The following is a 25,902-nucleotide window of genomic DNA, read 5'->3' as shown; positions in this document are numbered from 1 at the left end:
CCGCGTCCTGAAAGAACGAGGCGGCCGGTGCGGCCCTTGTCGATCCATTTTGACCGCTGCGACCACGCGCGGCGTGAGAAGTTTGCGTCGTAACCCACACCGTTGTGGGCGAGAGGACTGCATGTCCCCAGAAGGTGGCGACCTTGCCGCCACTATGGTATTTGGACCGAACTCTAAAGAGCTCCGGTTTCAGTGGGATATGCTGCGTTGGCGAATTTTAGTCTGGATTTGTGCATCGTTGCCGGCAGAAGGCCGGATTTGCTTGAGCAGACATTGGAAAGTTTTTCAAAGCGCTGCTTTGCTCATTTCTCCGTCTCGAATGTCCTCGTCAACATGGATCCGATCTTCGGAACCGAAGAGGATGAGGCCGAGTGCCTGCGGGTCGTCTCGAACTACCTTCCGTCAGCTTCCTTCTTTAGACCCAGCGAGCCTGGATTTGGCGCTGCGGTCAAGCGTCTCTGGTCCAATACGCAGTCGGATTACGTGTTCCACCTCGAAGACGACTGGATCGCGCTGACGGATCTCGGCGAGGAGATTTTTGCTCCGTTTGCAGATCCCGCCGTAATGCAGGTATCCTTTCACACGGCTGACCAGAACTGGAACATCGCGAAAGACGGCCATCTTCACGAGAGAAACGAATATGCACGGTTTCTCGGCATTAAAATCCCGCTGTTTCGGACTTTTCCGAAATTCACGACGTCGCCTTCCATTCTTCACGGTTCTTTCGCCCGGCAGGCTTCCGGCCTGATGGACGCCTCGCGAGATCCGGAAAAACAATTCTATTCCGGCGTCAACGCAGAACTGGAGCGGTTGGCGGCGCCGCATAAGAACTATATTTTTTCTCCCCGGCAGACACCGGTCATCCGTGACACCGGACGAGAATGGAGAGACAACCGCAAGATCAAAAAAGTCATCGAGAATACGACTTCCTATTGGGTCGAGGAATGATTTTAGGTGCCACGACAAGGACGTCCTGAGCAATTCGGCATGGGTGAAAAACCGCCATATTCAGGTCTCTCTTCGATTTCTCTTCGGCTAAAATAGCCCCCCTTGGTTTCAGCATTCGGTAACGCTCCGATTGTACATTAGGCACCGATCAAATTACGCGAGTAGATCTGGACCCTTGCGAATGAACCAAGACTCCGCCATCGGACCTGATCTGCACACATCTCATCGCGAACTTTTGGAAGACCTTTTCGAAGGCGCCCCGAGACCCACGATCATCAAGGACGAAGAGTCACGCTTCCTGTTCCTCAACAGCAAGGCGTGCGGGATGTTCGGCGTCGGCCTCGGCGACATACTCGGCTGTACCGACCGCGACTTCTTGCCCGCAGGCGAAGCCGAACGGATCCGAGAGATGGATGCGGGAGTGCTGGCTACCGGTGAGGAGCGGCTGTTCGAGGAGAATGTCACCGGTCCGGATGGTTCGGCCCGGACGCTTCTGACGCACAAGCGGCGGTCCTTCGTGCCAACGGCTGCGGGGAAGAAGCCGGTCCTGATTGTCGTTATTTCCGACATTACGGAGCTCCGCCATGCCGAGAAGGTCCTGCGGGCAAGTGAGGAACATTATCGCTCTCTCATTGAGCTGCATCCCCAGACACCGTGGTTAGCCGACGCGCTGGGGAATGTCGTCGAGGTCGGCCCAGGGTGGCAGAACGCCTCCGGACGGGAAGTCGGCGAAGCCCTGGGGCGCGGGTGGGAGAAGACCTTGCACCCGAAGGACCTGCCTGAGGTCATTGCCAAATGGGGATCCTCGGTCAAGACCGGCGCACCGTTCGACATGATCTACAGGATCGGGACAGCGAGGGGGCGGTATCGGTGGTATCGGAACCGCGCGGCAGCTCGGCTCGATGGCAACGGCGGGGTCGTCCGCTGGTATGGGCTCCTTGAAGACGTCCATGACCGACAACTTGCCCTCAAGGCGCTTCAGTCCAGCGAGCGGAGACTGCGCCAGCATCGGGACGAGCTCGAAAAGATCGTTCTGGACCGAACGGCGGAAGTTCAGGAAAAGAATATTGAGCTGGACCGACTTCTCCAGCACGAACGGGGTATCAATGCGCTGCAGCGCCGTTTCGTCGGGATGATATCGCACGAGTTCAGGACGCCTTTGGCCGTGATCGACGGAGCGGCTCAGCGGCTTACGCGGACAAAGATGGCTGTGACTCCACAGTTCCTGGAAGGCAAGGCCTTGCAGATCAAGGGCGCAGTCGCCCGCATGGTCGAGCTGATGGAAAGCATCCTCGCCGCCGGGCGGTTGGAGACCGGGACCATTGCCATCAACAAACAAGCCAGTTCGCTCAGCGCTATACTTCGTCAATGCATCGCAAGCCGAGCCGAACTCAGCAAAAGTCACACGATCAGCCACAATCTCGATGCAATTCCAGCGCTGCAGATGATCGACAGGGACGCGATAGAGCGGGTCTTTTCCAATCTGTTGTCGAACGCGGTCAAATATTCACCCGCCGGTTCCGACATTCATGTCAGCGGATGGAAGGACGGTGGGCGAGTTATTGTCGGCGTCACCGACTCCGGCATCGGCATGGATGCCGACGACCTGCCGAAACTGTTCGAACCTTACTTTCGCGCCCGCAGCGCCACCGGAATCGCGGGAACGGGGATCGGTCTCAATATCGTCAAGGAAATTGTCGAGTTGCACGGAGGGTCGATCTCAGTCCGGAGCATTCTGGGCCGAGGCACGACCTTCACGGTCGATCTGCCGTTCGAAGAAGTCAGGCAACAGCAGTCGGCGTAGGGCTTCGCGTCACGGGAAGAGCCCTTTACGCAGCAATCGATGAAGCAAGCCAGGATACAAGTTCGTCCCGTCCCATGGGTCTGCCCACCAGGTAGCCTTGCAGCTGATCGCAACCGGCAACTCGAAGGGCGTCCGCCTGATCGGCGGATTCGATGCCTTCCGCAGTGACCGGAATTCCGAGCGCCATAGCCAAGGAGATCGTGGCCGTCAGGACGTTCCGGCCAGTGCTGCCGTCATCCATGGCTTGGACCAGGGAGCGATCGATCTTCATCCGGTCGAAGCCGAATTCACGTAGCGTGCCGATACTGGCGTAACCTGCACCAAAATCATCGAGGGCAAAACGGATGCCGGCCGATTTCAGGGCGGTGATGGAGCGCCGCGCCTGCTCAGGGTTCGACATCAGAACCGCTTCGGTGATCTCCAGTGTCAGTCGGGAAGGGTCAAACCCTTCCTCTTCCAGAACGGCGAGCACGTCCCCCGCAAAGTTCGGGTTGCACAGCTGGATCGGAGAGACATTGACCGACAAGGAAAGCGGAGCCCACGCCTTCGACGCCACGATGGACTTTCGAAGCATCTGGAGGCCCAGGGTATCGATCAATCCACATTTCTCCGCCAACGGTATGAAGGCGTCCGGGCCGATTGCTCCTTCCGCGCGCCTCCATCTTGCCAGCGCCTCCACGCCTGTGATGTCTCCGGAGGCAGCCGAAGCCAGGGGCTGGAAGACCGGTTGGATCTCATCCTTCTGAAGTGCGCGCCGAAGCTCACTTTCCAACGCCGCGATCTTCTCGCGCTGGCGGTCAAGATCCGGATGATAGGTGACCGCGCATCCCCTGCCCGTTTCCTTCGCTTCATAAAGGGCCATGTCCGCCCGACGAAGGAGTTCATGCGCATCCTCTGCGTCGTCACGGGAAGCAACCCCGATGCTCGCCCCGATTTCGATCGTGCGGCCTTCGATGAGAAACGGCTTTTTGAGACGTTCAAGAAGTTGATCGTCGAGCTCGGCGAGGTTGGTGGAGCCCAGCTGGATAAGAGCGAATTCATCGCCGCCCAATCGCGCGACACCAGCGGCGTCGGGATGAATATCACGCAGGGCTTCTGCCACCAGCCTGATCAGCTGATCGCCGATCGCATGCCCCCAGGCATCGTTGACGGCCTTGAAGCCGTCGAGATCGATGAGGTGCAAAACCAGCATCTGGCTCTTGTTAGCCTGCATCAGCCGGTCCAGTCCCTCGATCAGACCGAGCCTGTTCAAGAGACCGCTGAGACTATCGTGCGTGGCCTCATGCCGGGCGCGATCGGCCAAACTCTTCAAGCGACGCGTTTCTGACCAGCCTGCATACAGAACGCCCACCAAATAAACGCCAAGGATGGCAATCGCTGCGGCAATAAAGGGGCGCACCGCATCGAAAATCGTATTCCCGGGAGCGGCGCTTGGCCAAGCCAAACGCACGACTTCAACTCCATCGACATCCATGAGCGGCAAATTCAGGAGATCACCCGCCGGACCGTAGGTTATGTGGAGTTCCGGGAGCTGATGATCCTTGGCCATTTCAGCCACGACTTCGGAAGTCAGGGTCTTGAAGAAGCTGAGGACATAGTACTGCGAATCCTCAACCTTCGATCCGAACGGCTGAACCGCCTCCGACGCCACTGCAATGATATCGTCGCCGTTTCTGAAGAAGTTGACGGTAGGGTCCATGCCGGGCCGAGCGGCTGATTCCGTTTGCCCACGAAATTTTGCACCAAGATATTCGTTCGGATCTATTATATTGGCTTTAAGATAGGCGATGCTCTTACCGCCTGCCGGGGCTGTCAGCACGACCCCGTCATAGAGCGCGTAGTCCGCGCTGGTCTTGCCCCAATTCTCATAAGTCCAAGCGTCGCGATCCCCTTGCGTTATCGCCTTGTAGGCCTCATCCCAAACGGCATTGTCCCGCACCGTTGCTGCAAGTTTCCCCTTGAAGGACGAGACGGCAGCCTCTGCCGCCAATATGGCTCTGTTGTCATCGAGCGCATTTGCAGAACTGCGCATGCGGTCAACGACATGAGCACCCATGCCGCCAAGGATCACGGCGACAAGAAGGAGTAGCGAGGTGGCAATGAAAACGGAGTAGCCTTCACGGCTCTCCTTCGGTCGGCGTGCGAGCATGACAGATCCCAGCTTTATTGAATTGCCCAAGGCTGCAGAAGACGTCATGTCCGCATTGCGCTGCACGGATCCAATAGCATGTACGAATATTAAAAATCGCTAAAGCACTTAGTCAACACCTCGTTAATCTCTCGACAGAGAACTCACCCCGGGTAATGAAATGGGGCAGGCCGCTCGGCATGGCAGGAGGGAGTTCCGCAGAGCGAACTCTCATCCTACGAACATTCCCAAGGCGCACCAGCACTCTACAGCTCTCGCAGGAATTGTTCGGTGGTTGCTATGCGCAGCTGAACGGAGAAGCGGTCTCCCAGAAGTTCGAGCGACGCATCATGTGTGTCGTCGGCTCCGCTGCAGACGGCATCCTTCAGCACGACCACGCGGTACCCAAGATCGATGGCGCCAAGCGCTGTGGCGAGGACGCAAACGTCGGTCTCGCCACCGGTCAGGACCACGGTTTCGATACGCTTCTTCAGCAGCATTCGGTGCAACTCTCCGCTTACCCAGGGAGAATAAGTCATCTTGTCAAATATGCCCGCAGGAGGGACAAAGAGCTTCAACGAGGGGATCAGGTCGACAAGGCCCGGATCGAGATGCTCGCGCGTCATCATCCGCCACTTTTCATAATACACACGCCACATCCCCTCCATCGTTTCGGGGCGCGTCGGCGTCACGAACCTGGTAAAGATGGTATTCTCGGGATGGCGGCCGGATAGTTCCTGGATCTGCGGCGATACCTCGCGCATCCAGGGCACGTGCCATGGGGTGTCTTCAGCGAACATCCGCTGCATGTCGATGCAAAGATGAATCCAATTGCCAGCCATTTCATTCTCCGCGCGCCTCCTCAACGCCCGATCTGGAACGTGGTTCCGGTCGGCGACGGACAGCAGGATTTGATGCCGGCGAATGGAGATTCGATATCGGAAATGTCCTGCGATTGACGCTAAATACGCGCTTCGCGCTCGTCACCGTTGGCTGGACGAAACCTTAACGAAATCGATGAAGGCCCGCAGCGGCGCTGGTACGAGCCGCCGGCCGGGGTAATAGAGAAATGGACCGGAGAATTGCTGCCACCATGGCTCGAGCACGGGTTCGAGTGAGCCGTTGTCGAGATGGGGCCGCAGCCAGTCCTCGAACAGCGATATGACACCGGCGCCGGCAATCGCTGCATCGACGGCAAGATCGGTTGCCGCACCCACCTGCACGATCAGCGGTCCTGTCGGATCGACCCGCACCACTTCGCCGTCCCGCTCGAATTCCCACAGCATCATTGCGCCGCTCGTAAAACGCCCGCGGATACAGGCATGGCCAAGCAGATCGCGGGGATGATCGGGGCGGCCATGGCGATCGAGATATGCCGGGGATGCCGCGGCCGCGAAGCGCTGCAGCCGCGGACCGATCGGCACCGCAATCATGTCCTGCTCCAACCGCTCGTCGTAGCGGATGCCGGCGTCGCATCCGGCAGCCAGCACGTCGACGAAATTGTCATCGGCGACGATTTCGAGCCGTATGTCGGGATAGGCCGCGAGGAACGCCGGGATGATCGCCGGGAGCACCAATCGGGCGGCGCTGACCGGTACATTGAGACGCAACGCGCCGGCAGGCTTGTCGCGAAACCTGTTAATGACGTCGAGGGCAGCGTCGACCTCGGTAAGCGCCGGGGTCAGCCGAGCCAGGAGACCTGCCCCTGCCTCCGTCGGCACCACGCTGCGTGTCGTGCGATTGAGGAGCCGCACCCCCAGTTGCGCCTCGACCCGCCGCACCGCCTCGCTCAATCCTGATGCGCTGCTGCCTGTGGCACGCGCGCCCTCGCGAAACCCACCAGCGCGCGCCACCGCCACAAAAGCATTCAGATCACCTAGGTCGATTTTCATCGTTCGAAATTCCGCACGGCCTGTGCCGATTGTAGCGGATTTTCGTGCGGCCTCTCAAGGCCTATATCCACATCATCTTGAACAGGAGATATTCCCATGTCGAATATTGATCAGGCAGGCACATTTATCCTCGGCGACCGCAACGTGAAACGGCTCGGCTACGGCGCCATGCAGCTTGCGGGCAAGGGTGTGTTCGGGCCGCCGAAAGATCACGACGCAGCAGTGGCGGTATTGCGCGAAGCGGTTGCGGCTGGGGTCGATCATATCGATACCAGCGATTTTTACGGTCCGCATGTGACCAATCAAATCATCCGGGAGGCGCTTCATCCGTATCCCGATGACCTGGTGATCGTGACCAAAATCGGCGCCGTGCGCGGGGATGACGGTTCATGGAACCCGGCATTTTCAGCCGACCAGCTGACTCAGGCCGTCCACGACAACCTGCGCAATCTTGGTCTCGACGCCATGGACGTCGTCAACCTGCGTATCATGTTCGATGTCCACGGCCCGGCAGAAGGCTCGATCGAAGCGCCCCTGACGGCTCTGGCCGAACTGCAGCGCAAGGGGCTTGTTCGCCATATCGGGCTCAGCAACGTGACGCCGACGCAGGTAGCCGAGGGTCAGCGGATCGCCAAGATCGTCTGTGTGCAGAACCAGTATAATCTCGCCCATCGGCAAGACGATGCCATGATCGACGATCTCGCTCGCGATGGTATCGCCTATGTGCCGTTCTTCCCGCTCGGAGGCTTCAGCCCGCTCCAGTCGTCGATCCTGTCGGACGTTGCCCAGCGCCTGGGCGCGACGCCGATGCAGGTCGCACTTGCCTGGTTGCTGCGTCGGGCACCGAATATCCTGCTCATCCCGGGAACCTCGTCCGTGGCCCACCTGCGTGAAAATCTCGCCGCGGCTGAACTGCAGCTGTCGGACGCCGTGATGACGGAACTCGAAGGCGTATCCGGCGCCCGCGCCGACTGAAGACTTCAGACCGCACTCGCATCCGACCCCGAAAAATCGGTCTACGGCCTTTGCCTTCACGCGCGCTTTCGTTAGAAGTGAAAGAAAAGCGAAACGGAGGGGTCGGATGTTTATTACGGACCGCCAGGCGAAGATTGTCGAACGCGCGAAAACTGCGGGTCGGGTCCTCGTCGACGACTTGGCAGCAACGTTTTCGGTAACCTCGCAGACGATCCGCAAAGATCTGAATGATCTATGCGACAAGCAAATTCTGACCCGTATCCACGGCGGCGCCACCCTTCCCCGCAGCAATGAGAATGTCCGTTACGACGCGCGCCGGCAGATCGCGGCGGCGGAAAAGCAGGCGATCGGCGTCGCCGCCGCCAATCTCATTCCGGACAACGCCTCGCTCTTCATCAATATCGGCACCACCACGGAGGCGGTCAGCGAGGCGCTGGTCAATCATCGAGAACTGATGGTGATCACCAACAACATCAACGTTGCCAACAGGTTGCGCCTTCTGGACGAAATCGAGGTGGTCATTGCCGGTGGTGTCGTTCGTCAGTCAGACGGTGGCATTGTAGGTGAAGCCGCAGTCGACTTCATTCGCCAGTTCAAGGTCGACTATGCGATCATCGGCGTTTCGGCGATCGATCCGGATGGTGCCCTTCTCGATTATGATTTTCGCGAAGTGAAGGTTGCCCAGGCAATCATCGCCAATGCCAGACACGTGATCCTGGTCGCCGACTCGACAAAATTCGAGCGCACCGCACCCGTGCGCATCGGACAGATCTCGCAGGTTCAAACCTTTATCACCGACCGTTGCCCTTCGCCGTCGATCCGAGATGTATGCCTCGTGAACGGTGTGGCCCTCGTGGAAACTTCGAAAGACGAGGAATTGGATTTATAGCCCCGGGGTTTCATTTGACATTCGGAATATTTTCGATTTAATCCACTTTAGGTTCACAACGTTTGTGGATTGCTGTCCATTTCGGTTCAGCGAGGGGAATGATGGGCGAGGAAATCCACGACATCTTCGTGATCGGCGGCGGCATCAACGGTTGCGGCATTGCACGTGATGCGGCCGGGCGCGGTTATTCCGTGGCACTTGCGGAGATGGACGATTTTGCCTCGGGCACCTCCTCCGGCGCCACCAAACTCATCCATGGCGGCCTGCGTTATCTCGAACATTACGAATTCAGGCTGGTGCGGGAATCGCTGATGGAGCGCGAAACCCTCTGGGCGATGGCACCGCACATCATCTGGCCGCTGCGCTTCGTCCTACCATACCACAAGGGCGGTATCCGCCCGGCTTGGCTGATCCGGCTCGGCCTGTTTCTCTACGATCATCTCGGCGGTCGAAAGCTGCTGCCGCCGACGGCCGTGCTCGACATGCGTACCGATCCGGCCGGAAAGCCTCTGAAGCCGCTTTTTACCAAGGCATTCGAATATTCCGACGGCTGGGTCGACGATGCCCGGATGGTGGTGCTGAACGCTCGGGATGCGGCCGATCGCGGCGCTTTGATCCTGCCGCGCACCCGCGTGGTTGCCGCCCGTCGGGAAGGCGGCCTCTGGATGATCGAGACCGTCGGCGCCCGCACGGGAAGGACAGAGACCTACAAGGCCCGCATGCTGGTGAATGCCGCAGGTCCGTGGGTGGATCAGGTAATCCGCGAAGCGCTCGGCGACAATGACGCCCGTCATGTCCGCCTTGTCCAGGGCAGCCATATCGTGGTGAAAAAGAAGTTCGAAGGATCCCGGGCCTATTTCTTTCAGAACCGGGACAATCGCATCATTTTCGCGATCCCTTACGAAAACGACTTCACCCTTATCGGCACCACCGACCGGGACTATTCCGGCAATCCGAGAGACGTGAAAATCTCCGAAGAGGAGACGACCTATCTCTGCAATGCAGCGAGCGAGTATTTTCGGGAGCCGGTGCGGCCGGCAGACATCGTCTGGACCTATTCGGCGGTTCGCCCGCTTTTCGACGACGGCGCCTCAAAGGCGCAGGAAGCAACGCGCGACTATGTGCTGAAGCTCGACGACACCCAGGGCGCGCCGTTGCTCAACGTGTTCGGCGGCAAGCTGACCACCTATCGCCGGCTTTCGGAACATGCGCTCGAGAAGATCGCCGAAGCGATCGGAGCAAAAGGCCGGCCCTGGACGGCGAAGAGCCACCTGCCGGGCGGCGATTTTGAGGCCCAGGGTTACGAGGAAGAAGTAGCGAAACTCAAGGCACGCTATCCATTTCTGGAGGAACGGCATGCGCGGCGACTGGTGCGCCGGTATGGAACCCGCGCCGGGATGATCCTCGACAGGGCGGCCAAGATGGAGGATCTTGGCCACCACTTCGGCGGCGATCTCTACGAAGCGGAGGTCAAATATCTTATCGACCGGGAATGGGCCATGAGTGCGCAGGACGTGCTCTGGAGGAGAACCAAAGACGGTTTGCGGCTGAGCGAAACTGAGAAAGAGTATCTGGAGGAGTACATGGCCGCTATACCGGCAAAAATGGCCGGATAAGCGGCATGTGTTCCCGGTGTGAGGAGGCACGGGAACTCGAATGCTGGAAATGCGCAACGTCGCCAAGATGGTGGGTGGTGAATATCATATTCATCCGACCAATCTTGCACTGGATCGCGGCTCGCTGAACGTATTGCTTGGCCCGACGCTGTCGGGCAAGACGTCACTCATGCGATTGATGGCCGGGCTGGACCGTCCCACCAGCGGCTCCGTGTATTTCGACGGCGTCGACGTCACCGGGATTGCGGTGCAAAAGCGCAATGTCGCGATGGTCTATCAGCAGTTCATCAATTATCCGGCCCTGACCGTTTACGAAAACATCGCTTCGCCAATGCGGATTGCAGGCAAGGACGCAACGACGATCGACCGCGAAGTCCGCAAGGCGGCGGAACTGCTGAGATTGACGCCTTATCTCGATCGGACGCCGCTCAATCTTTCGGGTGGGCAGCAGCAGCGGACGGCGCTTGCCCGCGCCCTCGTCAAGAATGCCAGCCTGGTGCTGATGGACGAGCCATTGGCCAATCTCGACTACAAGCTTCGCGAAGAATTGCGTGAGGAATTACCGAAGATCTTCGCGCAATCCGGTGCCATCTTCGTTTATGCGACGACCGAACCCTCCGAAGCCTTGCTGCTCGGCGGCAATACGGCGACACTCTCGGAAGGACGGATCACGCAGTTCGGGCCGACGATCGAGGTCTATCGTCGCCCGGCAGACCTCGTGACTGCCAAGACATTTGCCGATCCCCCACTTAACTTCATCGATGTGATCAAGTCCGGCGGCTCATTCCAGTATCAGGGAACAGACAGCCTTGCCGTGCCGTCGCATCTCTCCAGTGTGCCGGACGGCCCGGTGACGATCGCCTTTCATCCCCATCACCTGGGGCTCACGGCGCAGACAGGCAACGCAGCGAGGCTCAAGGCTCAAACGCAGATCTCGGAAATCACCGGCTCCGAAAGCTTCGTGCACATGCACTATAATGGCGTGCGCTGGGTCATGCTCGCTCCCGGCATCCACGACATCGACCCGGATACCGAAATCGAGCTCTTCCTGGATACCCGTCATCTGATGGCTTTCGGAACAGACGGCCGCGCCATCGCGGCGGCGGCTTGAAGGAGGGGAACATGGCACGCATCACGCTCGATCACATCCGCCACGCCTACGGTCCCAATCCGAAATCCGACGCGGCCTACGCGCTGCGCGAAGTCGATCACGAATGGGCCGATGGTGGTGCCTACGCCCTGCTCGGCCCCTCCGGCTGCGGCAAGACCACCCTGCTGAACATCATTTCCGGCCTGCTGCAGCCGTCCCACGGTCGTATTCTGTTCGATGGCAACGACGTCACCAATCTTTCCACGCAGGAACGCAACATCGCCCAGGTTTTCCAGTTTCCGGTAATCTACGACACGATGACCGTTTACGACAACCTGGCATTTCCCTTGCGCAACCGAGGCATCGCCGAGCCGGATGTCGATCGCCGCGTCCGCGAGATGCTTGACATCATCGATCTCTCCGACTGGTCGAACCGCAAGGCCCAGCGGCTCACGGCCGATCAGAAACAAAAGATTTCGCTCGGAAGAGGTCTCGTCCGCAACGACGTCAACGCGATCCTTTTCGATGAACCCCTGACAGTCATCGATCCGCACATGAAATGGGTGCTCCGCTCCCAGTTGAAGCGCTTCCACAAGCAATTCGGCTTCACCATGGTCTATGTCACCCATGATCAGACGGAGGCGCTCACCTTCGCGGACAAAGTTGTCGTGATGTACGACGGGCAGATCGTTCAGATCGGAACGCCGGCCGAACTCTTCGAGCGACCGAGCCATACGTTCGTTGGTTATTTCATCGGCTCGCCCGGCATGAACGTGATGCCCGCCGAGGTCCATGGCAGCACGATCACGCTCGGTGGTGAGACAATCGCCCTCGACCATGCACCAAAGATTACTGCTGGAGACCGGGTCGAGCTCGGCATTCGACCAGAATTCATTCGCATCGGCCGGGAGGGAATGCCTGTCACGATAACGCGCATCGAAGATATCGGCCGGCGCAGGATCGTCCGCGCGAGCCTTGCGGGGCAACCGATGGCGATTGTCGTTTCCGAGGATGCAGAGATTCCGGCTGAGCCTCGCGTCACCTTCGATCCCGCTGCGCTGAATATCTATGCCAATTCGTGGCGCATTGGCAGGGAGGCCTGAACCATGGAAAAGACGTGGAACAACAAGGCCTGGTTTCTGGTGCTTCCCGTGCTCCTGCTCGTCGCCTTTTCGGCAGCCATTCCGCTGATGACCGTGGTGAATTATTCGGTTCAGGATACGTTCGGCAACAACGCGTTCTTCTGGGCCGGCACCGACTGGTTCGACCAAATCCTGCATTCTGCCCGTTTCTGGGAAGCTCTGCAGCGCAATCTGCTTTTCTCCTTCATCATCCTTGCGCTCGAAATTCCGCTCGGCATCTTCATTGCCCTGAACATGCCGAAGAAGGGTATCGGCGTTCCGGTCTGCCTGGTGCTGATGGCTCTTCCGCTTCTCATTCCGTGGAACGTCGTCGGCACGATCTGGCAGGTTTTCGGCCGCGTCGATATCGGGCTCCTCGGCCACACGCTGGCGGCGCTCGGTGTGGACTACAATTACGTGCGCGATCCTCTCGATGCCTGGATCACGGTCATCGTCATGGACGTCTGGCATTGGACGAGCCTCGTCGTGCTCTTGTGCTACGCCGGCCTCGTCTCCATTCCGGACGCCTATTATCAGGCGGCCAAGATCGATGGTGCATCCAGGTGGTCGGTGTTCCGCTACATCCAGCTGCCGAAGATGAAGCGGGTGCTGCTGATCGCCGTCCTGTTGCGTTTCATGGATAGTTTCATGATCTACACCGAGCCTTTCGTGGTGACCGGTGGCGGCCCGGGAAACTCGACGACCTTCCTGTCGATCGATCTCGTCAAGACGGCGGTCGGGCAGTTCGACCTCGGGCCGGCCGCCGCCATGTCGATCGTCTACTTCCTCATCATCCTGCTGCTGTCATGGATCTTCTACACCGTGATGACCAGCAGCGACGCAGACACCTGAAGGAGGGAGGAAAACCATGGCGAAGACGATTAAATACAAGCCTGCAGGCAATTTCTCCTGGCTGGTCTCGACGATCTACATCATCTTCCTGCTCCTGCCGATCTACTGGCTCGTCAACATGAGCTTCAAGGAGAATGCCGAGATCACTGGTGCATTCTCGCTCTGGCCGCAGAACCCGACGCTCAGGAACTACATGGTGATCTTCACCGATCCTTCCTGGTACAACGGCTATATCAATTCCATCATCTATGTGGTGCTGAACACCTTGATTTCGGTGCTGGCGGCTTTGCCGGCTGCCTATGCGTTTTCGCGCTATCGGTTCCTCGGCGACAAACATCTGTTCTTCTGGCTGCTCACCAATCGCATGGCGCCGCCCGCCGTCTTCGCCCTGCCCTTCTTCCAGCTCTATTCCGCCTTCGGTCTCATCGACACGCATATCGCGGTCGCCCTCGCCCATTGCCTGTTCAACGTGCCGCTTGCCGTCTGGATCCTGGAAGGTTTCATGTCGGGCGTACCGAAGGAAATCGACGAGACCGCCTATATCGACGGCTATTCGTTCCCGCGGTTCTTCGTGAAGATCTTCATGCCGCTGATCGCCTCGGGCATCGGGGTCGCCGCCTTCTTCTGCTTCATGTTTTCCTGGGTGGAACTGCTGCTCGCCCGGACGCTGACGACGACTGCCGCCAAGCCCATTTCCGCCATCATGACGCGCACCGTTTCTGCCTCCGGCATGGACTGGGGCGTGCTGGCAGCGGCCGGCGTGCTGACGATCGTTCCTGGCGCCCTCGTCATCTATTTCGTCCGCAACTACATCGCCAAGGGCTTTGCCCTCGGGCGGGTCTGACAAGGAGGAACCACGCATGAACTTTTCATGGATGGCCTGGACGCTTCCCACGGCGCTGTTCTTTCTGACGATCCTCGCCCTGCTCGTCGGCATGAGCATCTGGGAATATTTTGCGCCGGGCGGTTCGCCCAGGATCGGCATCCTGCGTTTCGAGACGACGCGGGGAGATCGGCTCTTCATCTCGCTGCTCGGCGCGGCATTCATTCATCTTGCATGGCTGGGGCTGATTGGCCCCAACCTGTGGTGGGCTCTTGCCCTTGCAGTGGTCTACGCCATCGGCGTCTTCCGCTTCGTTTAAGGCAAGCTGAAAAGGTGGCGGGAAAACCGCCGCCCGATACGGAAATTGCAATCGCAAAACTCTGGGAGGATAAAATGCGACGGCATCTTATGACAACGACAGCGGCAATGCTGCTGGCTCTGACCGGTTCCGCCTATGCCGGCATGGATGAGGCAAAGCAATTCCTGGACAAAGAAGTCGGCGAACTCTCGACGCTTTCCCGTGCCGAACAAGAAAAGGAAATGCAGTGGTTCATCGATGCGGCGAAACCTTTTGCCGGCATGGACATCAAGGTCGTTTCCGAAACCCTGACGACGCACGAGTATGAATCGAAGGTTCTGGCGCAAGCCTTCGCCGCAATCACCGGCATCAAGGTCAGCCACGACCTGATCGGCGAAGGCGACGTCGTCGAAAAGCTGCAAACGCAGATGCAGTCGGGCGAGAACATCTACGACGCCTATGTCAACGACTCCGACCTGATCGGCACGCATTGGCGTTATCAGCAGGCCCGCTCGCTCACCGACTGGATGGCGGGAGAAGGCAAGGACGTCACCAATCCCGGCCTCGATCTTGAGGACTTCATCGGCCTCAAGTTCACCACGGCGCCGGACAAGAAACTCTACCAGCTGCCGGACCAGCAGTTCGCGAACCTCTACTGGTTCCGCTACGACTGGTTCAACGACGAGAAGAACAAGGCCGATTTCAAGGCGAAATACGGCTACGATCTTGGTGTTCCGGTGAACTGGTCCGCCTATGAGGACATTGCCGCCTTCTTCACCGGCCGCGAGGTTGGCGGCAAGAAGGTCTATGGTCACATGGACTACGGCAAGAAGGACCCCTCGCTCGGATGGCGCTTCACCGATGCGTGGCTTTCCATGGCGGGCAACGGCGACAAAGGCCTGCCGAACGGCCTGCCCGTCGACGAATGGGGCATCAAGGTCGACGAGAAATCCCGTCCGGTCGGCTCCTGCGTCGCCCGCGGCGGCGATACGAACGGCCCGGCCGCGGTCTACTCCATCCAGAAATACCTCGACTGGCTGAAGGCCTATGCACCGGCCGCCGCCCAGGGCATGACCTTCTCGGAATCCGGACCGGTGCCGGCTCAGGGCGAGATTGCCCAGCAGATGTTCATGTACACGGCCTTCACCGCCGACATGGTCAAGGCAGGCCTGCCTGTCATGAACCAGGACGGCACGCCAAAATGGCGTTTCGCTCCGTCTCCGCACGGGGTCTACTGGAAGGACGGCATGAAGCTCGGCTATCAGGACGTCGGCTCCTGGACGCTGATGAAGTCCACGCCCACCAACCGCGCCAAGGCGGCCTGGCTCTATGCCCAGTTCGTCACCTCGAAGACGGTGGACGTCAAGAAGAGCCATGTCGGTCTGACATTGATCCGCGAGAGCACCATCCGCCACAAGAGCTTCACGGATCGCGCGCCTAAACTCGGTGGTCTGATCGAGTTCTACCGTTCCCCGGCTCGCGTCCAGTGGTCGCCGACCGGCACGAACGTGCCTGACTATCCGAAGCTCGCGCAGCTCTGGTGGCAGGCAATCGGCGATGCGTCGTCGGGCGCCAAGACCGCCCAGGCGGCCATGGACTCGCTTTGCTCCGAGCAGGAAAAGGTCCTGCAGCGCCTGGAGCGCGCCAAGGTCCAGGGCGACATCGGACCGAAGCTCGCCGAAGAACACGATCTCGCATATTGGAACAAGGATGCCGTCGCGAAAGGCAACCTCGCTCCGCAGCTCAAGATCGCAGCCGAGAAGGAAAAGCCCGTTACCGTCAACTACGACGAACTCGTAAAGAGCTGGGCTGACACCAAGAAGTAAGCCGGTTCGCCGGGCGCTCAAGGCGCCCGGCGACCACCGACTGCAAAATGCCTGGCTCGCGTGAAAGCTCCGGTGCTCGCGAAAAGCTCCAGTACACAATCCGATAGGCCCCGCTCGCCTCCGCGCCAGACACGCCTTCGCGAAAATCGCCTCCATGCCTCGGCCATCGACCGTGCCTCCGCGACATGGAGGCTGGTGATGCGTGCTTCCGGCACCACCACCAAGCCACGGGAAAATCGCTGGACGCCTACGGTTAAGACAAAGGGGTAGCTGGAGCGGGTGAAGGGAATCGAACCCTCGTATTCAGCTTGGGAAGCTGCTGCTCTACCATTGAGCTACACCCGCGTCAGGTTTCAGACTTCCAACAGACGGCCTCGCCTGTCAAGCCGGAGGTGAGGTCAGGCGCGAAAATGCTTGGACAGTTTCAGGCCCTGGGCCTGATAGTTGGAGCCGAGGCCCGTGCCGTACATGCCTTCGGGCTTTTCCATCATGTGTTCATAGACAAGGCGGCCGACGATCTGGCCGTCTTCGAGGATGAAGGGCACCTCGTGGCTGCGCACTTCGAGCACCGCGCGACTGCCCCGTCCCCCTGCCGCCTCGTGGCCGAAGCCCGGATCGAAGAAACCGGCATAGTGGACGCGGAACTCGCCGACCAGCGGATCGAAGGGCGTCATCTCGGCGGCATAGAGCGGCGGCACGTGCACCGCTTCGCGCGAGACGAGGATATAGAATTCGTCCGGATCGAGGATCAGTTCGTTGCGGCCGCGGCTGTAAAGCGGCTCCCAGAAATCGAAGATGTCGTGCTGCGCCTTCTTGTCGACGTCGACGACGGCCGTGTGGTGTTTGCCGCGATAGCCGATCAGGCCGACGCTATCGCCGGACAGATCGATCGACAGGGCGATTCCACCGCCCGAGACATTCGGCTTGGCGGATGCGACCAGGGTCTCGTCGTTGTGGAGTTGCAGGAGGTCGGGCTCGCTCAGCAGCGCATTGCCGACCCGGAAGCGGATCTGCGACAGGCGCGAGCCGCGGCGCACCACGATCGGGAACGTACGAGGCGAGATTTCGAGATAGAGCGGCCCGGAATAACCGGTCGGAATCTTGTCGAACTCCTGGGCGTAGTCGGTGATGACGCGGGTGAAGATGTCGAGCCGGCCGGTGGAGCTTTTCGGATTGGCGGAGGCAGACATATTGGCCGGCAGATCGAGCCGCTCCATCAGCGGCACGATATAGACGCAGCCGGTTTCCAGCACGGCGCCTTCGGAAAGATCGATAACGTGCAGCTTCAGCCGATCGAGCTTATCGGAGACCAGGCTCGTCGGGCCCGGCATGAAGCTGGCGCGGACGCGAAAAGCCTTGGCACTCAAGCGCAGGTCCAGGCTTGCCGGCTGGACCTGGTCCCGGTCCAGTTCACGTTCGGAAATCAGCCGTCCACTGTCGAAAAGCGCCGCGATCGCGCGGTCTGCCAAAATTCCTGTTTCGCGAGCCATCATGTCTCTCTCAAGTTTACGAGGCGACAAAACCAAATGCGAGCCATTGACGCAAGCGGGACGCGGCGCTATGCCACTCTTATCCCGTGGTGATTTGGCCGGTCGGCTTGCAGCCACGTTAAATAAGTGGCTAAAAAGACCGGGTGCGAAACCGGTCTGCTTATGCGACCGGTTTTTTTGTTCTGAATGGGGAACACGCATGACTAAGAATTGGCGCCCGGCAACTCAACTCGTACACGGCGGCACGCTGCGCTCGCAATATGGCGAAACGTCGGAAGCGATCTTCCTGACCCAGGGTTTCGTCTATGACACCTCGGAAGCGGCGGAAGCCCGCTTCAAGGGCGAGACCGACGGCTTCATCTACGCCCGTTACGGCAGCCCTACCAACGACATGTTCGAAAAGCGCATGTGCATGCTGGAAGGCGCCGAAGATGCGTGCGCCACAGCATCCGGCATGGCTGCCGTTACCGCCGCGATCCTCTGCCAGCTGAAGGCCGGCGACCATATCGTCGCGGCCCGCGCCCTGTTCGGCTCCTGCCGCTGGGTGGTCGAGACGCTCGCTCCGAAATATGGCATCGAATGCACGCTGGTCGACGGCCGCTTCCTCGAGAACTGGGAAAAGGCGATCACGCCGAAGACCAAGGTGTTCTTCCTGGAAAGCCCGACCAATCCGACGCTCGAAGTGGTCGACATTGCCGGTGTCGCCAAGCTCGCCAACCAGATCGGCGCCAAGGTCGTCGTCGACAACGTGTTCGCGACCCCGCTCTACCAGAAGCCGTTGGAACTCGGCGCGCATATCGTCGTCTATTCGGCCACCAAGCATATCGACGGCCAGGGCCGCTGCCTCGGCGGCGTCGTGCTCTCCGACAAGGCCTGGATCGACGAGAACCTGCACGACTATTTCCGTCATACGGGCCCGGCCATGTCGCCGTTCAATGCCTGGACGCTGCTGAAGGGCATCGAAACCCTGCCGCTGCGCGTCAAGCAGCAGACCGAGAGCGCCTCGAAGATCGCCGACTTCCTCGCCGAGCAGAAGCAGGTCGCAAAGGTCATCTATCCTGGCCGCAAGGACCATCCGCAGGCCGATATCATCGCCCGGCAGATGAAGGCCGGCTCGACGCTCGTCTGCTTCGAACTGAAGGGCGGCAAGGACGCGGCCTTCAAGCTGCAGAACGCGCTGGAGATCGTCAGGATTTCCAACAATCTCGGCGATTCCAAGAGCCTGATCACCCATCCGGCGACCACGACGCACAAGAACCTGACGGACGAGGCCCGTGCCGAACTCGGCATCTCGCCCGGCACCGTGCGTCTGTCGGCCGGCATCGAGGATACCGACGACCTGATCGAGGATTTCGCTCGGGCGCTTTCAAAGGCCGGCATGTAAGCATTGGCTTTGCGGGGTGGTGGATCGATCAGATATTCACCATCCCGGTTATCCTTAACTTCAACTAATGCCCACACTTGGTTGTTCAAACCGCGAGAATTCTTGACGTTGCGGCGCCTCTGTACAATATCGAACCAAGTTGGATTTGTTGAGGTGTCGCATGTATCGCGCCCGGACAAGAGATATCGATGTCGCCGTCGAGCCTTATTATCTGGAGGAGCAATCCAATCCGGAAGAGAGCCGTTATGTCTGGGGCTATCGTATCGTCATCGAAAACCATTCGACGCTCACTGTGCAGCTCGTGCATCGCTACTGGAACATTACCGACCAGAACGGAATCGTCGACGAAGTGGACGGGCCTGGTGTCATCGGTGAGCAGCCGCGGCTGAAGCCCGGCGACAGCTACGAGTATTCTTCAGGATGTCCGCTCGACACCCCGTCCGGCCTGATGTTCGGCCACTACGACATGCAGACCGACGACGGCGAAACCTTCGAGGTGACGATCCCGGCTTTCTCGCTGGATTCACCAGGCCTGATGCGCGTCCTCAACTAGACGGCGCTGCCGACAACCTACAGGTTATGGGTGGCGGCGGTTTTTCTATTTGTTACCCCTTTCCTCCTGCGGCATCTTGGCACCGTCAAACGGTCTTTGGGAGGAGTACTTGATGGCACGTTCCGCTTTGCCGGTCATTCTGCTGGCGTCCTGCGCGTTCACGACGCTTACGGCCTTTACGCCGGCGCTCGCACAAAACAAAAGCAGTTTCATCGACCAGAAGGACCGGCCGGATTTCGCTTCCGCCACGGTCTCGCCGCAGATCGCCTGCGGTATGTTGAACAGCCAATCCTTTGCCGAGGTCGCGACGCTGAAAGCCACGCATGTCGCGAGCGTCGGAAACGTGCCGGGCCATTGCCAGGTGACCGGCTATATCCGGCCGCAGGTCCGTTTCGAAATCACCCTTCCGGACAACTGGAACCGCCGGCTCTACATGTTCGGCAATGGCGGGTATGCCGGCGAAGACCTTGCCGCGGCGTCGCGGATCACCACCCGCAATGCCGCACTTACGAAAGGCTTTCTCACCGTCCAGCAGAATACCGGCCATGATGCGGTCACCTATAAGCTCGGGGATTTTGCACAGGACCTCGGCCTCTTGATCGACTACGGATCACGAGCCGTGCATGTGACGGTCGACACGGCCAAGGCGATCGCCGCACGCTATTATGACCGGCATCCCTCCTTCTCCTATTGGGACGGCTGCTCGACCGGCGGACGCCAGGGGCTGATGGCGGCGCAACGCTATCCGGGCGATTTCGATGGCATTCTCGCTGGAGCGCCGGTCCTCGATCTCACCAATACGCAGATCTGGGGCGTCTGGAATGCGCGAGCGCTCCTCAAGGCGCCGATCAGCCGCGCCCAGCTTCCGGTGCTCGCCAAGGCGGTTATGGACAAATGCGATGCGATCGACGGTGCCAAGGATGGGCTGATCGCCGATCCGCGCCAATGCAATTTCGATCCGGCCAAGGACCTGAAGACCTGCGAGGCCGGCGGTTCGGACTGCTTCACGCCTGCGCAGGTGGACACGCTGAAGGCGCTGGCGGGCGGTGTGAAGATCAAGGGAGAGACGATTTTCCCCGGCGTGCAGTTCGGCACCGAGGGTGTCGATCCGAGCGGGGTCAGCGGCTGGGACATGTGGATGGTGTCCGAACAGGGACCAAGCCGGCAGCTGGCCTATGGCGAGACCTTCGTCAAGAACATGGCGATGCTGCCCGCCTCCGGAAAGGCGATCGACTGGAAAACCTTCGACTTCGATGCCGAATATCCGAAGATCGGCGCGATCCGAGAGATCGTCGACGCGACCAATCCCGACCTCAGCGAGTTCCAAAAACGCGGCGGGCGGATGATCACCTATTTCGGCTGGTCGGATCCGGCGCTGAACCCGATGATGGGCGTGAACTATTATGAAGCCGTCCGCAAGCAGATGGGTGCCGATCGGACCGCGGAATTCTACCGGCTGTTCATGGTGCCCGGCATGTTCCATTGCACCGCGGGCTACGGCACCGATGTCTTCGACGCCTTCACGCCGCTGATGGACTGGGTGGAAAACGGCAAAGCGCCGACGGTGATCCAGGCAAGCCAGATCAAAGATGGCAAACAGGCGATGACCCGGCCGCTCTGCCCCTACCCGCAATCGGCCAAATACTCCGGCAACGGCGATGTGAAGGATGGAGCGAACTTCGAATGCAAGATGCCCTGAAACGAAAGCGGCGGGAGGAAACTCCCGCCGTCTGATTTTCAGGCTGCAGCGAATTCATCCGCCTTGTAGCGATAGGTGGTCGAGCAGAACTCGCAGGTGACGGCGATCTCGCCGTCTTCCTCGCTTGCCTCAATCTCCTCGGCGGAAAAACCCGAGAGGACGCCCTTGATCTTGTCGCGCGAACAGCTGCAGCGGTCGAACACCGGGTGCGGCGCGTAAACCCGGACGCCGCGCTCGTGGAAAAGGCGGAACAGCAGACGCTCGATCGCAACCCGCGGGTCGGTCAGCTCGTCAGTGTCGATCGTTTCCACCAGCGTGCGGGCTTCGGCCCAGGAATCGTCCTCGGGGAATTCGAAATCGCGCTCATCGCCGTCGCCGCCATGCAGGTCCGGCTGCCGCATGCGCTCGGGTGCCTGCGGCAGGAACTGCGCGACCAGACCACCTGCCCGCCAGTTGTGGCGCGGCTTACCATCGGCATCGCGATCGAAGAGCTCGGCAACGCCGAGGCGCACCCTGGTCGGGATTTGCTCCGACTGGCGGAAATAGACGCCGGCGATCTCCTCCAGCGATGAGCCGTCCATCGGCACGATGCCCTGATAGGGCTGCATGCCGCGGCCCTGGTCGATGGTGAAGGCAAGTACGCCGTGCCCCAGGAGGTCGGCCGGCGAAGTCTTGCCTTCCGTGACGGCGGCCGCCAGAGCCTCCTCGTCGTAGCGGGCGTAGGCGCGAAGACTGTCGGGCGTCGAGAAATCCGCGACCAACAGGTCGACGGGACCGTCGCCCTTGGTCTGCACCGTGAACTTGCCATCGAATTTCAGCGATGTGCCGAGCAGAGCGGTCAGGACGATCGCCTCGGCAAGCAGCCGCGCGACCGGGCCTGGATAATCATGGCGGCTAAGGATGGAGTTGAGCAGCGGCCCGAGCTGGACCGCCCGGCCACGCACGTCGAGACCGTCCACCTGAAAGGGAACGACCCGGTCATCTCCGGCAAAGTCGAGTTCATTGAGTTCCACAGTCGCTTCCGCCATGCCTTCACTCCTTCGCGCCGACCCAAAAACCTTTACACAAGCGCCAGCCCGAGCGGAACCGCTGGCCGGAGGAAAAGACGTCGACGATGTGTGTTGAAACGCCAGTCCAGAAGACGGCGTATTGTTGAAAGCCGACAGATGGGGGATTGCGGGGCGGAAATCAAGGTTCGATCGCCGCCGCTCTTCACATCCGCACCGTCCGGGACATTGCGTTCAGATCGCGCCGAAGCACCAGGCGAGAATGGATTTCTGCGCGTGCAGGCGATTCTCAGCCTCGTCGAAGACCACCGACTGCGGGCCGTCGATGACCTCGTCGGTAACTTCCTCACCGCGATGAGCCGGCAGGCAGTGCATGAACAGCGCCTCCTTGTCGGCCCGCTTCATCAGGTCGGCATTGACCTGGAAGGGCTGGAAGACGTTGTGGCCGCGCGCCTTGTGCTCCTGGTTCATCGAGACCCAGGTGTCGGTGACGACGCAATCGGCGCCGGCAACCGCCTTTTCGGCATCATGGCAAAGCATGATGTTGCCACCGTTGTTGCGCGCCCAGTTGAGGAACTTGTCGGCGGGTTCCGAACCCATCGGCACAGCCATGTTCATCCGATAGCCGAAACGGGCAGCACCTTCGACGAAGGAATGCAGCACGTTATTGCCGTCGCCGGTCCAGGCAACCGTCTTGCCGGCGATCGGTCCGCGATGCTCTTCGAAAGTCATGATGTCGGCCATGATCTGGCAGGGATGCGTGTCGTCGGTCAGGGCATTGATGACCGGTACGGTCGCGTGTTCGGCAAGCTCCAGCATACGGGCGTGATCCGTGGTGCGGATCATGATGGCATCGACGTAACGCGACAGAACCTTGGCGGTGTCGCCGATCGTCTCGGCGCGGCCGAGCTGCATTTCGGTGCCCGACAGGAACAGCGTCTCGCCGCCGAGCTGGCGCATGCCGACATCGAAGGATACGCGGGTGCGGGTGGAAGGTTTTTCAAAGATCATCGCCAGCATCTTGCCCGCCAGCGGCTTTTCCGCCGTGCCGGCCTTGGTGGCCTGCTTGCGGGTCTTCGCGTCGTCGAGAATGCTGCGCAGATCAGCCGGGGAAACGGCGGAAAGGTCGAGGAAATGCTTGGGAGATGCCATGTGATGTTCCCTGTGACGCGGGAAACCTACAACGGCATCCCCCTTTTTGCCCGCTCAGGCCGATTTCTTCATTTCCGAGGCGGAGAGCTTTTCCGCCGCTTTCTCGATGCGGGAGAGACCCTCGCGAGCTTCCTCCGCCGTGACTGTGAGCGGTGGCAGGAGACGCACCACGTTGTCACCGGCCGGAACGGCCAGCATATGTTCGCCGCGCATGGCGGCAACCAAGTCGCCCGCCGGCACCTTGGCCTTCACGCCGAGCAGCAGGCCTTCGCCGCGGATATCCTCGATGACGCTGGGGAAACGATCCTTGAGGCTGGCTAGCCCCTGCCGCAAGACCAACGTGACGTCGCGGACATTTTCCAGGAAGCCGTCCCCCAAGATCACGTCGAGCACGGCATTGCCGACCGCCATGGCCAGAGGGTTGCCGCCGTAGGTGGTGCCGTGGGTGCCAGCTGTCATACCGGAGGCGGCTTCCGCCGTGGCAAGGCAGGCCCCGAGCGGGAACCCGCCGCCGATGCCCTTGGCGAGCGCCATGATGTCGGGCGAAACGCCCGTCCATTCATAGGCGAACAGTTTGCCGGTGCGGCCGACGCCGGTCTGGACCTCGTCGAAGATCAACAGCAGGCCGTTGTCGTCGCAGATCTGCCGCAGCGCAGCCAGGAATTCCTTTGGAACCGGCCGGATGCCGCCCTCTCCCTGGATCGGCTCGATGAGGATCGCGGCGGTCGCATCGGTGATCGCAGCCCTCAGAGCGTCCATATCGCCGAACGGCACCTGATCGAAGCCTTCGACCTTGGGGCCGAAACCTTCGAGATATTTCGCCTGGCCGCCGGCAGCGATGGTCGCCAACGTGCGGCCATGGAAGGCGCCCTCGAAGGTGACGATGTGGAAGCGTTCCGGATGGCCCTTCACGAACTGGTAGCGGCGCGCGGTCTTGATGGCGCATTCGAGCGCCTCCGCACCGGAATTGGTGAAGAACACCTTATCCGCGAAAGAGTTGTCGGCGAGGCGGCGCGACAGCGTCTCCTGGCCGGGCTGCTCGAAGAGGTTTGATGTGTGCCAGACCTTGTCGGCCTGTGCCTTCAGCGCGCCGACGAGGTGCGGATGGCCGTAACCGAGCGAGTTGACGGCGATGCCCGCGCCGAAGTCGAGATATCGCTCTCCACTTTCCGTCACAAGCCATACGCCCTCGCCGCGTTCAAAACGCAGCGGAGCCCGGGCAAACGTGTCGAAAAGCGCGGCTTCAGCCATGGCGACATCACTCCTCTAGGCAGTCAAAAAAGGCCGACAAAACCGGCCAGAAAAACCAAAAATGCCGCCCACTGGGCGGCGGGGGCACTATCGGGGTTTAGGCCGCCAATGTCAACAAAGCTCGGCGTTTTACGCGTGTTTCGACCGGAAACCGACAGGTACTGGCTTCTGTGACAAAAATGACTCTCCATCACAGCAAGTTGGGGAAAACCACGAAATCGAATCCCGCAGATTCCTCCGACTCTTGCCACGGAGTCAGCCTCACACTAGGTTAATGATCAATTACTAGACTGCATGCGGCGGAACTAGTCACCTCAAGCATAGATATAGTGGGTGCTGCGAAATGATTTTCGCAGCAAAGGTGGAAGGATTCTGCATGCCAGCAACGTTCAAAGGCGGAGAACGGGCATGAACTGGACAGACGAGCGTGTCGAGAAGCTCAAAAGATTGTGGTCGGAGGGCCTGAGCGCCAGCCAGATCGCAGCACAACTTGGTGGCGTAAGCCGAAATGCCGTGATCGGCAAGGTGCATCGTCTCAGCCTGCCGGGCCGGGCGAAAGCAGGCGGTACGGTTGCGACCGGCCGCGCATCGGCTGCCAAGCGCACGACATCGGCGCCGCGGGCTCCGAACTATGCGTCGCGGGTCACGACCCGGACCGTTACCCGCGCCGTCGGCGCGACGATGGTCAAGGAAGAGATCGAGATCGAACCCTACCAGGAGATGGAATATCGTCCCGCCTCCAACGTAGTCGTGCCGATCTCCCGCCGCCTTGCATTGACGGAACTCACCGAGCGCACCTGCAAATGGCCGGTCGGCGACCCGCTCAAGGAAGACTTCCACTTCTGCGGCTGTGAATCCCCGGATGCATCGCCCTATTGCGGTTACCACGCAAAGCTCGCCTACCAGCCGGTCAACGAGCGCCGCAAAGTTGCCGCTCGGGTCTGAGCGGCGGCGCGACACGAGGGCGAAATCGAAGGCGGGCTCAAGGCCCGCTCAGACTGCTGACAAACCCCTGGCGTGGTCCGGGGGTTTGTGATTCATTGGGACATGTTGAAGAAACCTGCCCCTTGCCAGACGGCTCTTGAGATGGTGACGCTCGAGGGT

General features: G+C 60.1%; 22 protein-coding genes, 1 tRNA gene and 1 riboswitch. Of the genes, 15 read left to right on the top strand and 8 right to left on the bottom strand.

All coding sequences use genetic code 11. The features are described from left to right. Positions 1-192: 192 nt before the first annotated feature. Both MOV63_RS12860 and MOV63_RS12855 read left to right on the top strand, forming a co-directional pair. Positions 193-948, top strand: coding sequence for a glycosyltransferase family 2 protein (locus MOV63_RS12860; RefSeq protein WP_247034079.1), 756 nt, complete (start codon positions 193-195; stop codon positions 946-948). 181 nt (positions 949-1,129) lie between these two features. Next, positions 1,130-2,752 carry a PAS domain-containing sensor histidine kinase gene (locus MOV63_RS12855; RefSeq protein WP_247034077.1) on the top strand — a complete coding sequence of 541 codons (1,623 nt, stop codon included), beginning with the start codon at positions 1,130-1,132 and terminating at the stop codon, positions 2,750-2,752. Positions 2,753-2,777: 25 nt separating this feature from the next. Here MOV63_RS12855 and MOV63_RS12850 read toward each other — a convergent pair whose 3' ends face one another. The 3 genes from MOV63_RS12850 to MOV63_RS12840 form a co-directional block, all read right to left on the bottom strand. Beyond that, positions 2,778-4,901 (bottom strand): EAL domain-containing protein, encoded by a 2,124-nt coding sequence (locus MOV63_RS12850; RefSeq protein WP_405029330.1) that lies wholly within the window; start codon positions 4,899-4,901, stop codon positions 2,778-2,780. A 245-nt stretch (positions 4,902-5,146) separates the two neighbouring features. Further along, positions 5,147-5,722: a cysteine hydrolase family protein gene (locus MOV63_RS12845; protein ID WP_247034073.1), complete on the bottom strand. Its 576-nt coding sequence runs from the start codon at positions 5,720-5,722 to the stop codon at positions 5,147-5,149. Between the two features lie 141 nt (positions 5,723-5,863). After that, complete coding sequence (locus MOV63_RS12840) at positions 5,864-6,772, bottom strand: LysR family transcriptional regulator (protein WP_247034071.1); 909 nt, start codon at positions 6,770-6,772, stop codon at positions 5,864-5,866. Positions 6,773-6,868: 96 nt separating this feature from the next. Between MOV63_RS12840 and MOV63_RS12835 the strand changes: the two genes are divergently transcribed. From MOV63_RS12835 to MOV63_RS12795, 9 genes are all read left to right on the top strand, one after another. After that, a complete protein-coding gene (locus MOV63_RS12835) occupies positions 6,869-7,747 on the top strand; it encodes an aldo/keto reductase family oxidoreductase (RefSeq protein WP_247034070.1) in 879 nt (292 codons plus the stop codon). A gap of 106 nt (positions 7,748-7,853) precedes the next feature. Continuing rightward, positions 7,854-8,636: a DeoR/GlpR family DNA-binding transcription regulator gene (locus MOV63_RS12830; protein WP_247034069.1), complete on the top strand. Its 783-nt coding sequence runs from the start codon at positions 7,854-7,856 to the stop codon at positions 8,634-8,636. Positions 8,637-8,737: 101 nt separating this feature from the next. Next, positions 8,738-10,252 (top strand): glycerol-3-phosphate dehydrogenase, encoded by a 1,515-nt coding sequence (glpD, locus tag MOV63_RS12825; RefSeq protein WP_247034068.1) that lies wholly within the window; start codon positions 8,738-8,740, stop codon positions 10,250-10,252. Between the two features lie 40 nt (positions 10,253-10,292). Next, a complete protein-coding gene (locus MOV63_RS12820) occupies positions 10,293-11,363 on the top strand; it encodes an ABC transporter ATP-binding protein (RefSeq protein ID WP_247034067.1) in 1,071 nt (356 codons plus the stop codon). Between the two features lie 11 nt (positions 11,364-11,374). Next, entirely contained in the window at positions 11,375-12,445 is a 1,071-nt protein-coding gene (locus tag MOV63_RS12815; protein WP_247034066.1) for an ABC transporter ATP-binding protein, read from the top strand. Positions 12,446-12,448: 3 nt separating this feature from the next. Continuing rightward, positions 12,449-13,315 (top strand): carbohydrate ABC transporter permease, encoded by an 867-nt coding sequence (locus tag MOV63_RS12810; RefSeq protein ID WP_247034065.1) that lies wholly within the window; start codon positions 12,449-12,451, stop codon positions 13,313-13,315. Between the two features lie 16 nt (positions 13,316-13,331). Continuing rightward, a complete protein-coding gene (locus MOV63_RS12805; protein ID WP_247034063.1) occupies positions 13,332-14,159 on the top strand; it encodes a carbohydrate ABC transporter permease in 828 nt (275 codons plus the stop codon). A 16-nt stretch (positions 14,160-14,175) separates the two neighbouring features. Further along, a complete protein-coding gene (locus tag MOV63_RS12800) occupies positions 14,176-14,457 on the top strand; it encodes a DUF2160 domain-containing protein (RefSeq protein ID WP_151040729.1) in 282 nt (93 codons plus the stop codon). A gap of 74 nt (positions 14,458-14,531) precedes the next feature. Beyond that, complete coding sequence (locus MOV63_RS12795; protein WP_038583558.1) at positions 14,532-16,262, top strand: ABC transporter substrate-binding protein; 1,731 nt, start codon at positions 14,532-14,534, stop codon at positions 16,260-16,262. A gap of 271 nt (positions 16,263-16,533) precedes the next feature. Here MOV63_RS12795 and MOV63_RS12790 read toward each other — a convergent pair. Then, a tRNA-Gly gene (locus MOV63_RS12790) sits at positions 16,534-16,607 on the bottom strand. A 53-nt stretch (positions 16,608-16,660) separates the two neighbouring features. Next, entirely contained in the window at positions 16,661-17,755 is a 1,095-nt protein-coding gene (locus MOV63_RS12785) for a 2'-deoxycytidine 5'-triphosphate deaminase (RefSeq protein ID WP_247034062.1), read from the bottom strand. Positions 17,756-17,828: 73 nt separating this feature from the next. Beyond that, a riboswitch (SAM riboswitch) is annotated at positions 17,829-17,907 on the top strand. A 44-nt stretch (positions 17,908-17,951) separates the two neighbouring features. Between MOV63_RS12785 and MOV63_RS12780 the strand changes: the two genes are divergently transcribed. The 3 genes from MOV63_RS12780 to MOV63_RS12770 all read left to right on the top strand — a co-directional run bounded on the left by MOV63_RS12780 (position 17,952) and on the right by MOV63_RS12770 (position 21,388). After that, complete coding sequence (locus MOV63_RS12780) at positions 17,952-19,136, top strand: O-succinylhomoserine sulfhydrylase (RefSeq protein WP_247034061.1); 1,185 nt, start codon at positions 17,952-17,954, stop codon at positions 19,134-19,136. 160 nt (positions 19,137-19,296) lie between these two features. Beyond that, on the top strand, positions 19,297-19,689 hold the full coding sequence (apaG, locus tag MOV63_RS12775; RefSeq protein ID WP_038539456.1) for a Co2+/Mg2+ efflux protein ApaG: 393 nt from the start codon (positions 19,297-19,299) through the stop codon (positions 19,687-19,689). Positions 19,690-19,801: 112 nt separating this feature from the next. Continuing rightward, the gene (locus MOV63_RS12770) at positions 19,802-21,388 is read left to right on the top strand and encodes a tannase/feruloyl esterase family alpha/beta hydrolase (protein ID WP_038539453.1); all 1,587 of its coding nucleotides are present in this window, start codon (positions 19,802-19,804) and stop codon (positions 21,386-21,388) included. A 38-nt stretch (positions 21,389-21,426) separates the two neighbouring features. Here the strand turns inward: MOV63_RS12770 and MOV63_RS12765 are convergent, their stop codons facing one another. The 3 genes from MOV63_RS12765 to MOV63_RS12755 all read right to left on the bottom strand — a co-directional run bounded on the left by MOV63_RS12765 (position 21,427) and on the right by MOV63_RS12755 (position 24,798). Further along, positions 21,427-22,416 (bottom strand): Hsp33 family molecular chaperone, encoded by a 990-nt coding sequence (locus MOV63_RS12765; RefSeq protein WP_247034060.1) that lies wholly within the window; start codon positions 22,414-22,416, stop codon positions 21,427-21,429. Between the two features lie 213 nt (positions 22,417-22,629). After that, a complete protein-coding gene (argF, locus tag MOV63_RS12760; RefSeq protein ID WP_247034059.1) occupies positions 22,630-23,547 on the bottom strand; it encodes an ornithine carbamoyltransferase in 918 nt (305 codons plus the stop codon). Positions 23,548-23,601: 54 nt separating this feature from the next. Then, complete coding sequence (locus MOV63_RS12755; protein ID WP_247034058.1) at positions 23,602-24,798, bottom strand: aspartate aminotransferase family protein; 1,197 nt, start codon at positions 24,796-24,798, stop codon at positions 23,602-23,604. A gap of 408 nt (positions 24,799-25,206) precedes the next feature. Between MOV63_RS12755 and MOV63_RS12750 the strand changes: the two genes are divergently transcribed. Continuing rightward, a complete protein-coding gene (locus MOV63_RS12750) occupies positions 25,207-25,743 on the top strand; it encodes a GcrA family cell cycle regulator (RefSeq protein ID WP_247034057.1) in 537 nt (178 codons plus the stop codon). Positions 25,744-25,902: the final 159 nt, after the last annotated feature.

Origin of the sequence: Neorhizobium sp. SHOUNA12A (genome assembly GCF_023006505.1) — a bacterium.
Classification (GTDB): Bacteria; Pseudomonadota; Alphaproteobacteria; order Rhizobiales; family Rhizobiaceae; genus Neorhizobium.
This window is presented reverse-complemented; position numbering and strand designations above follow the sequence as displayed.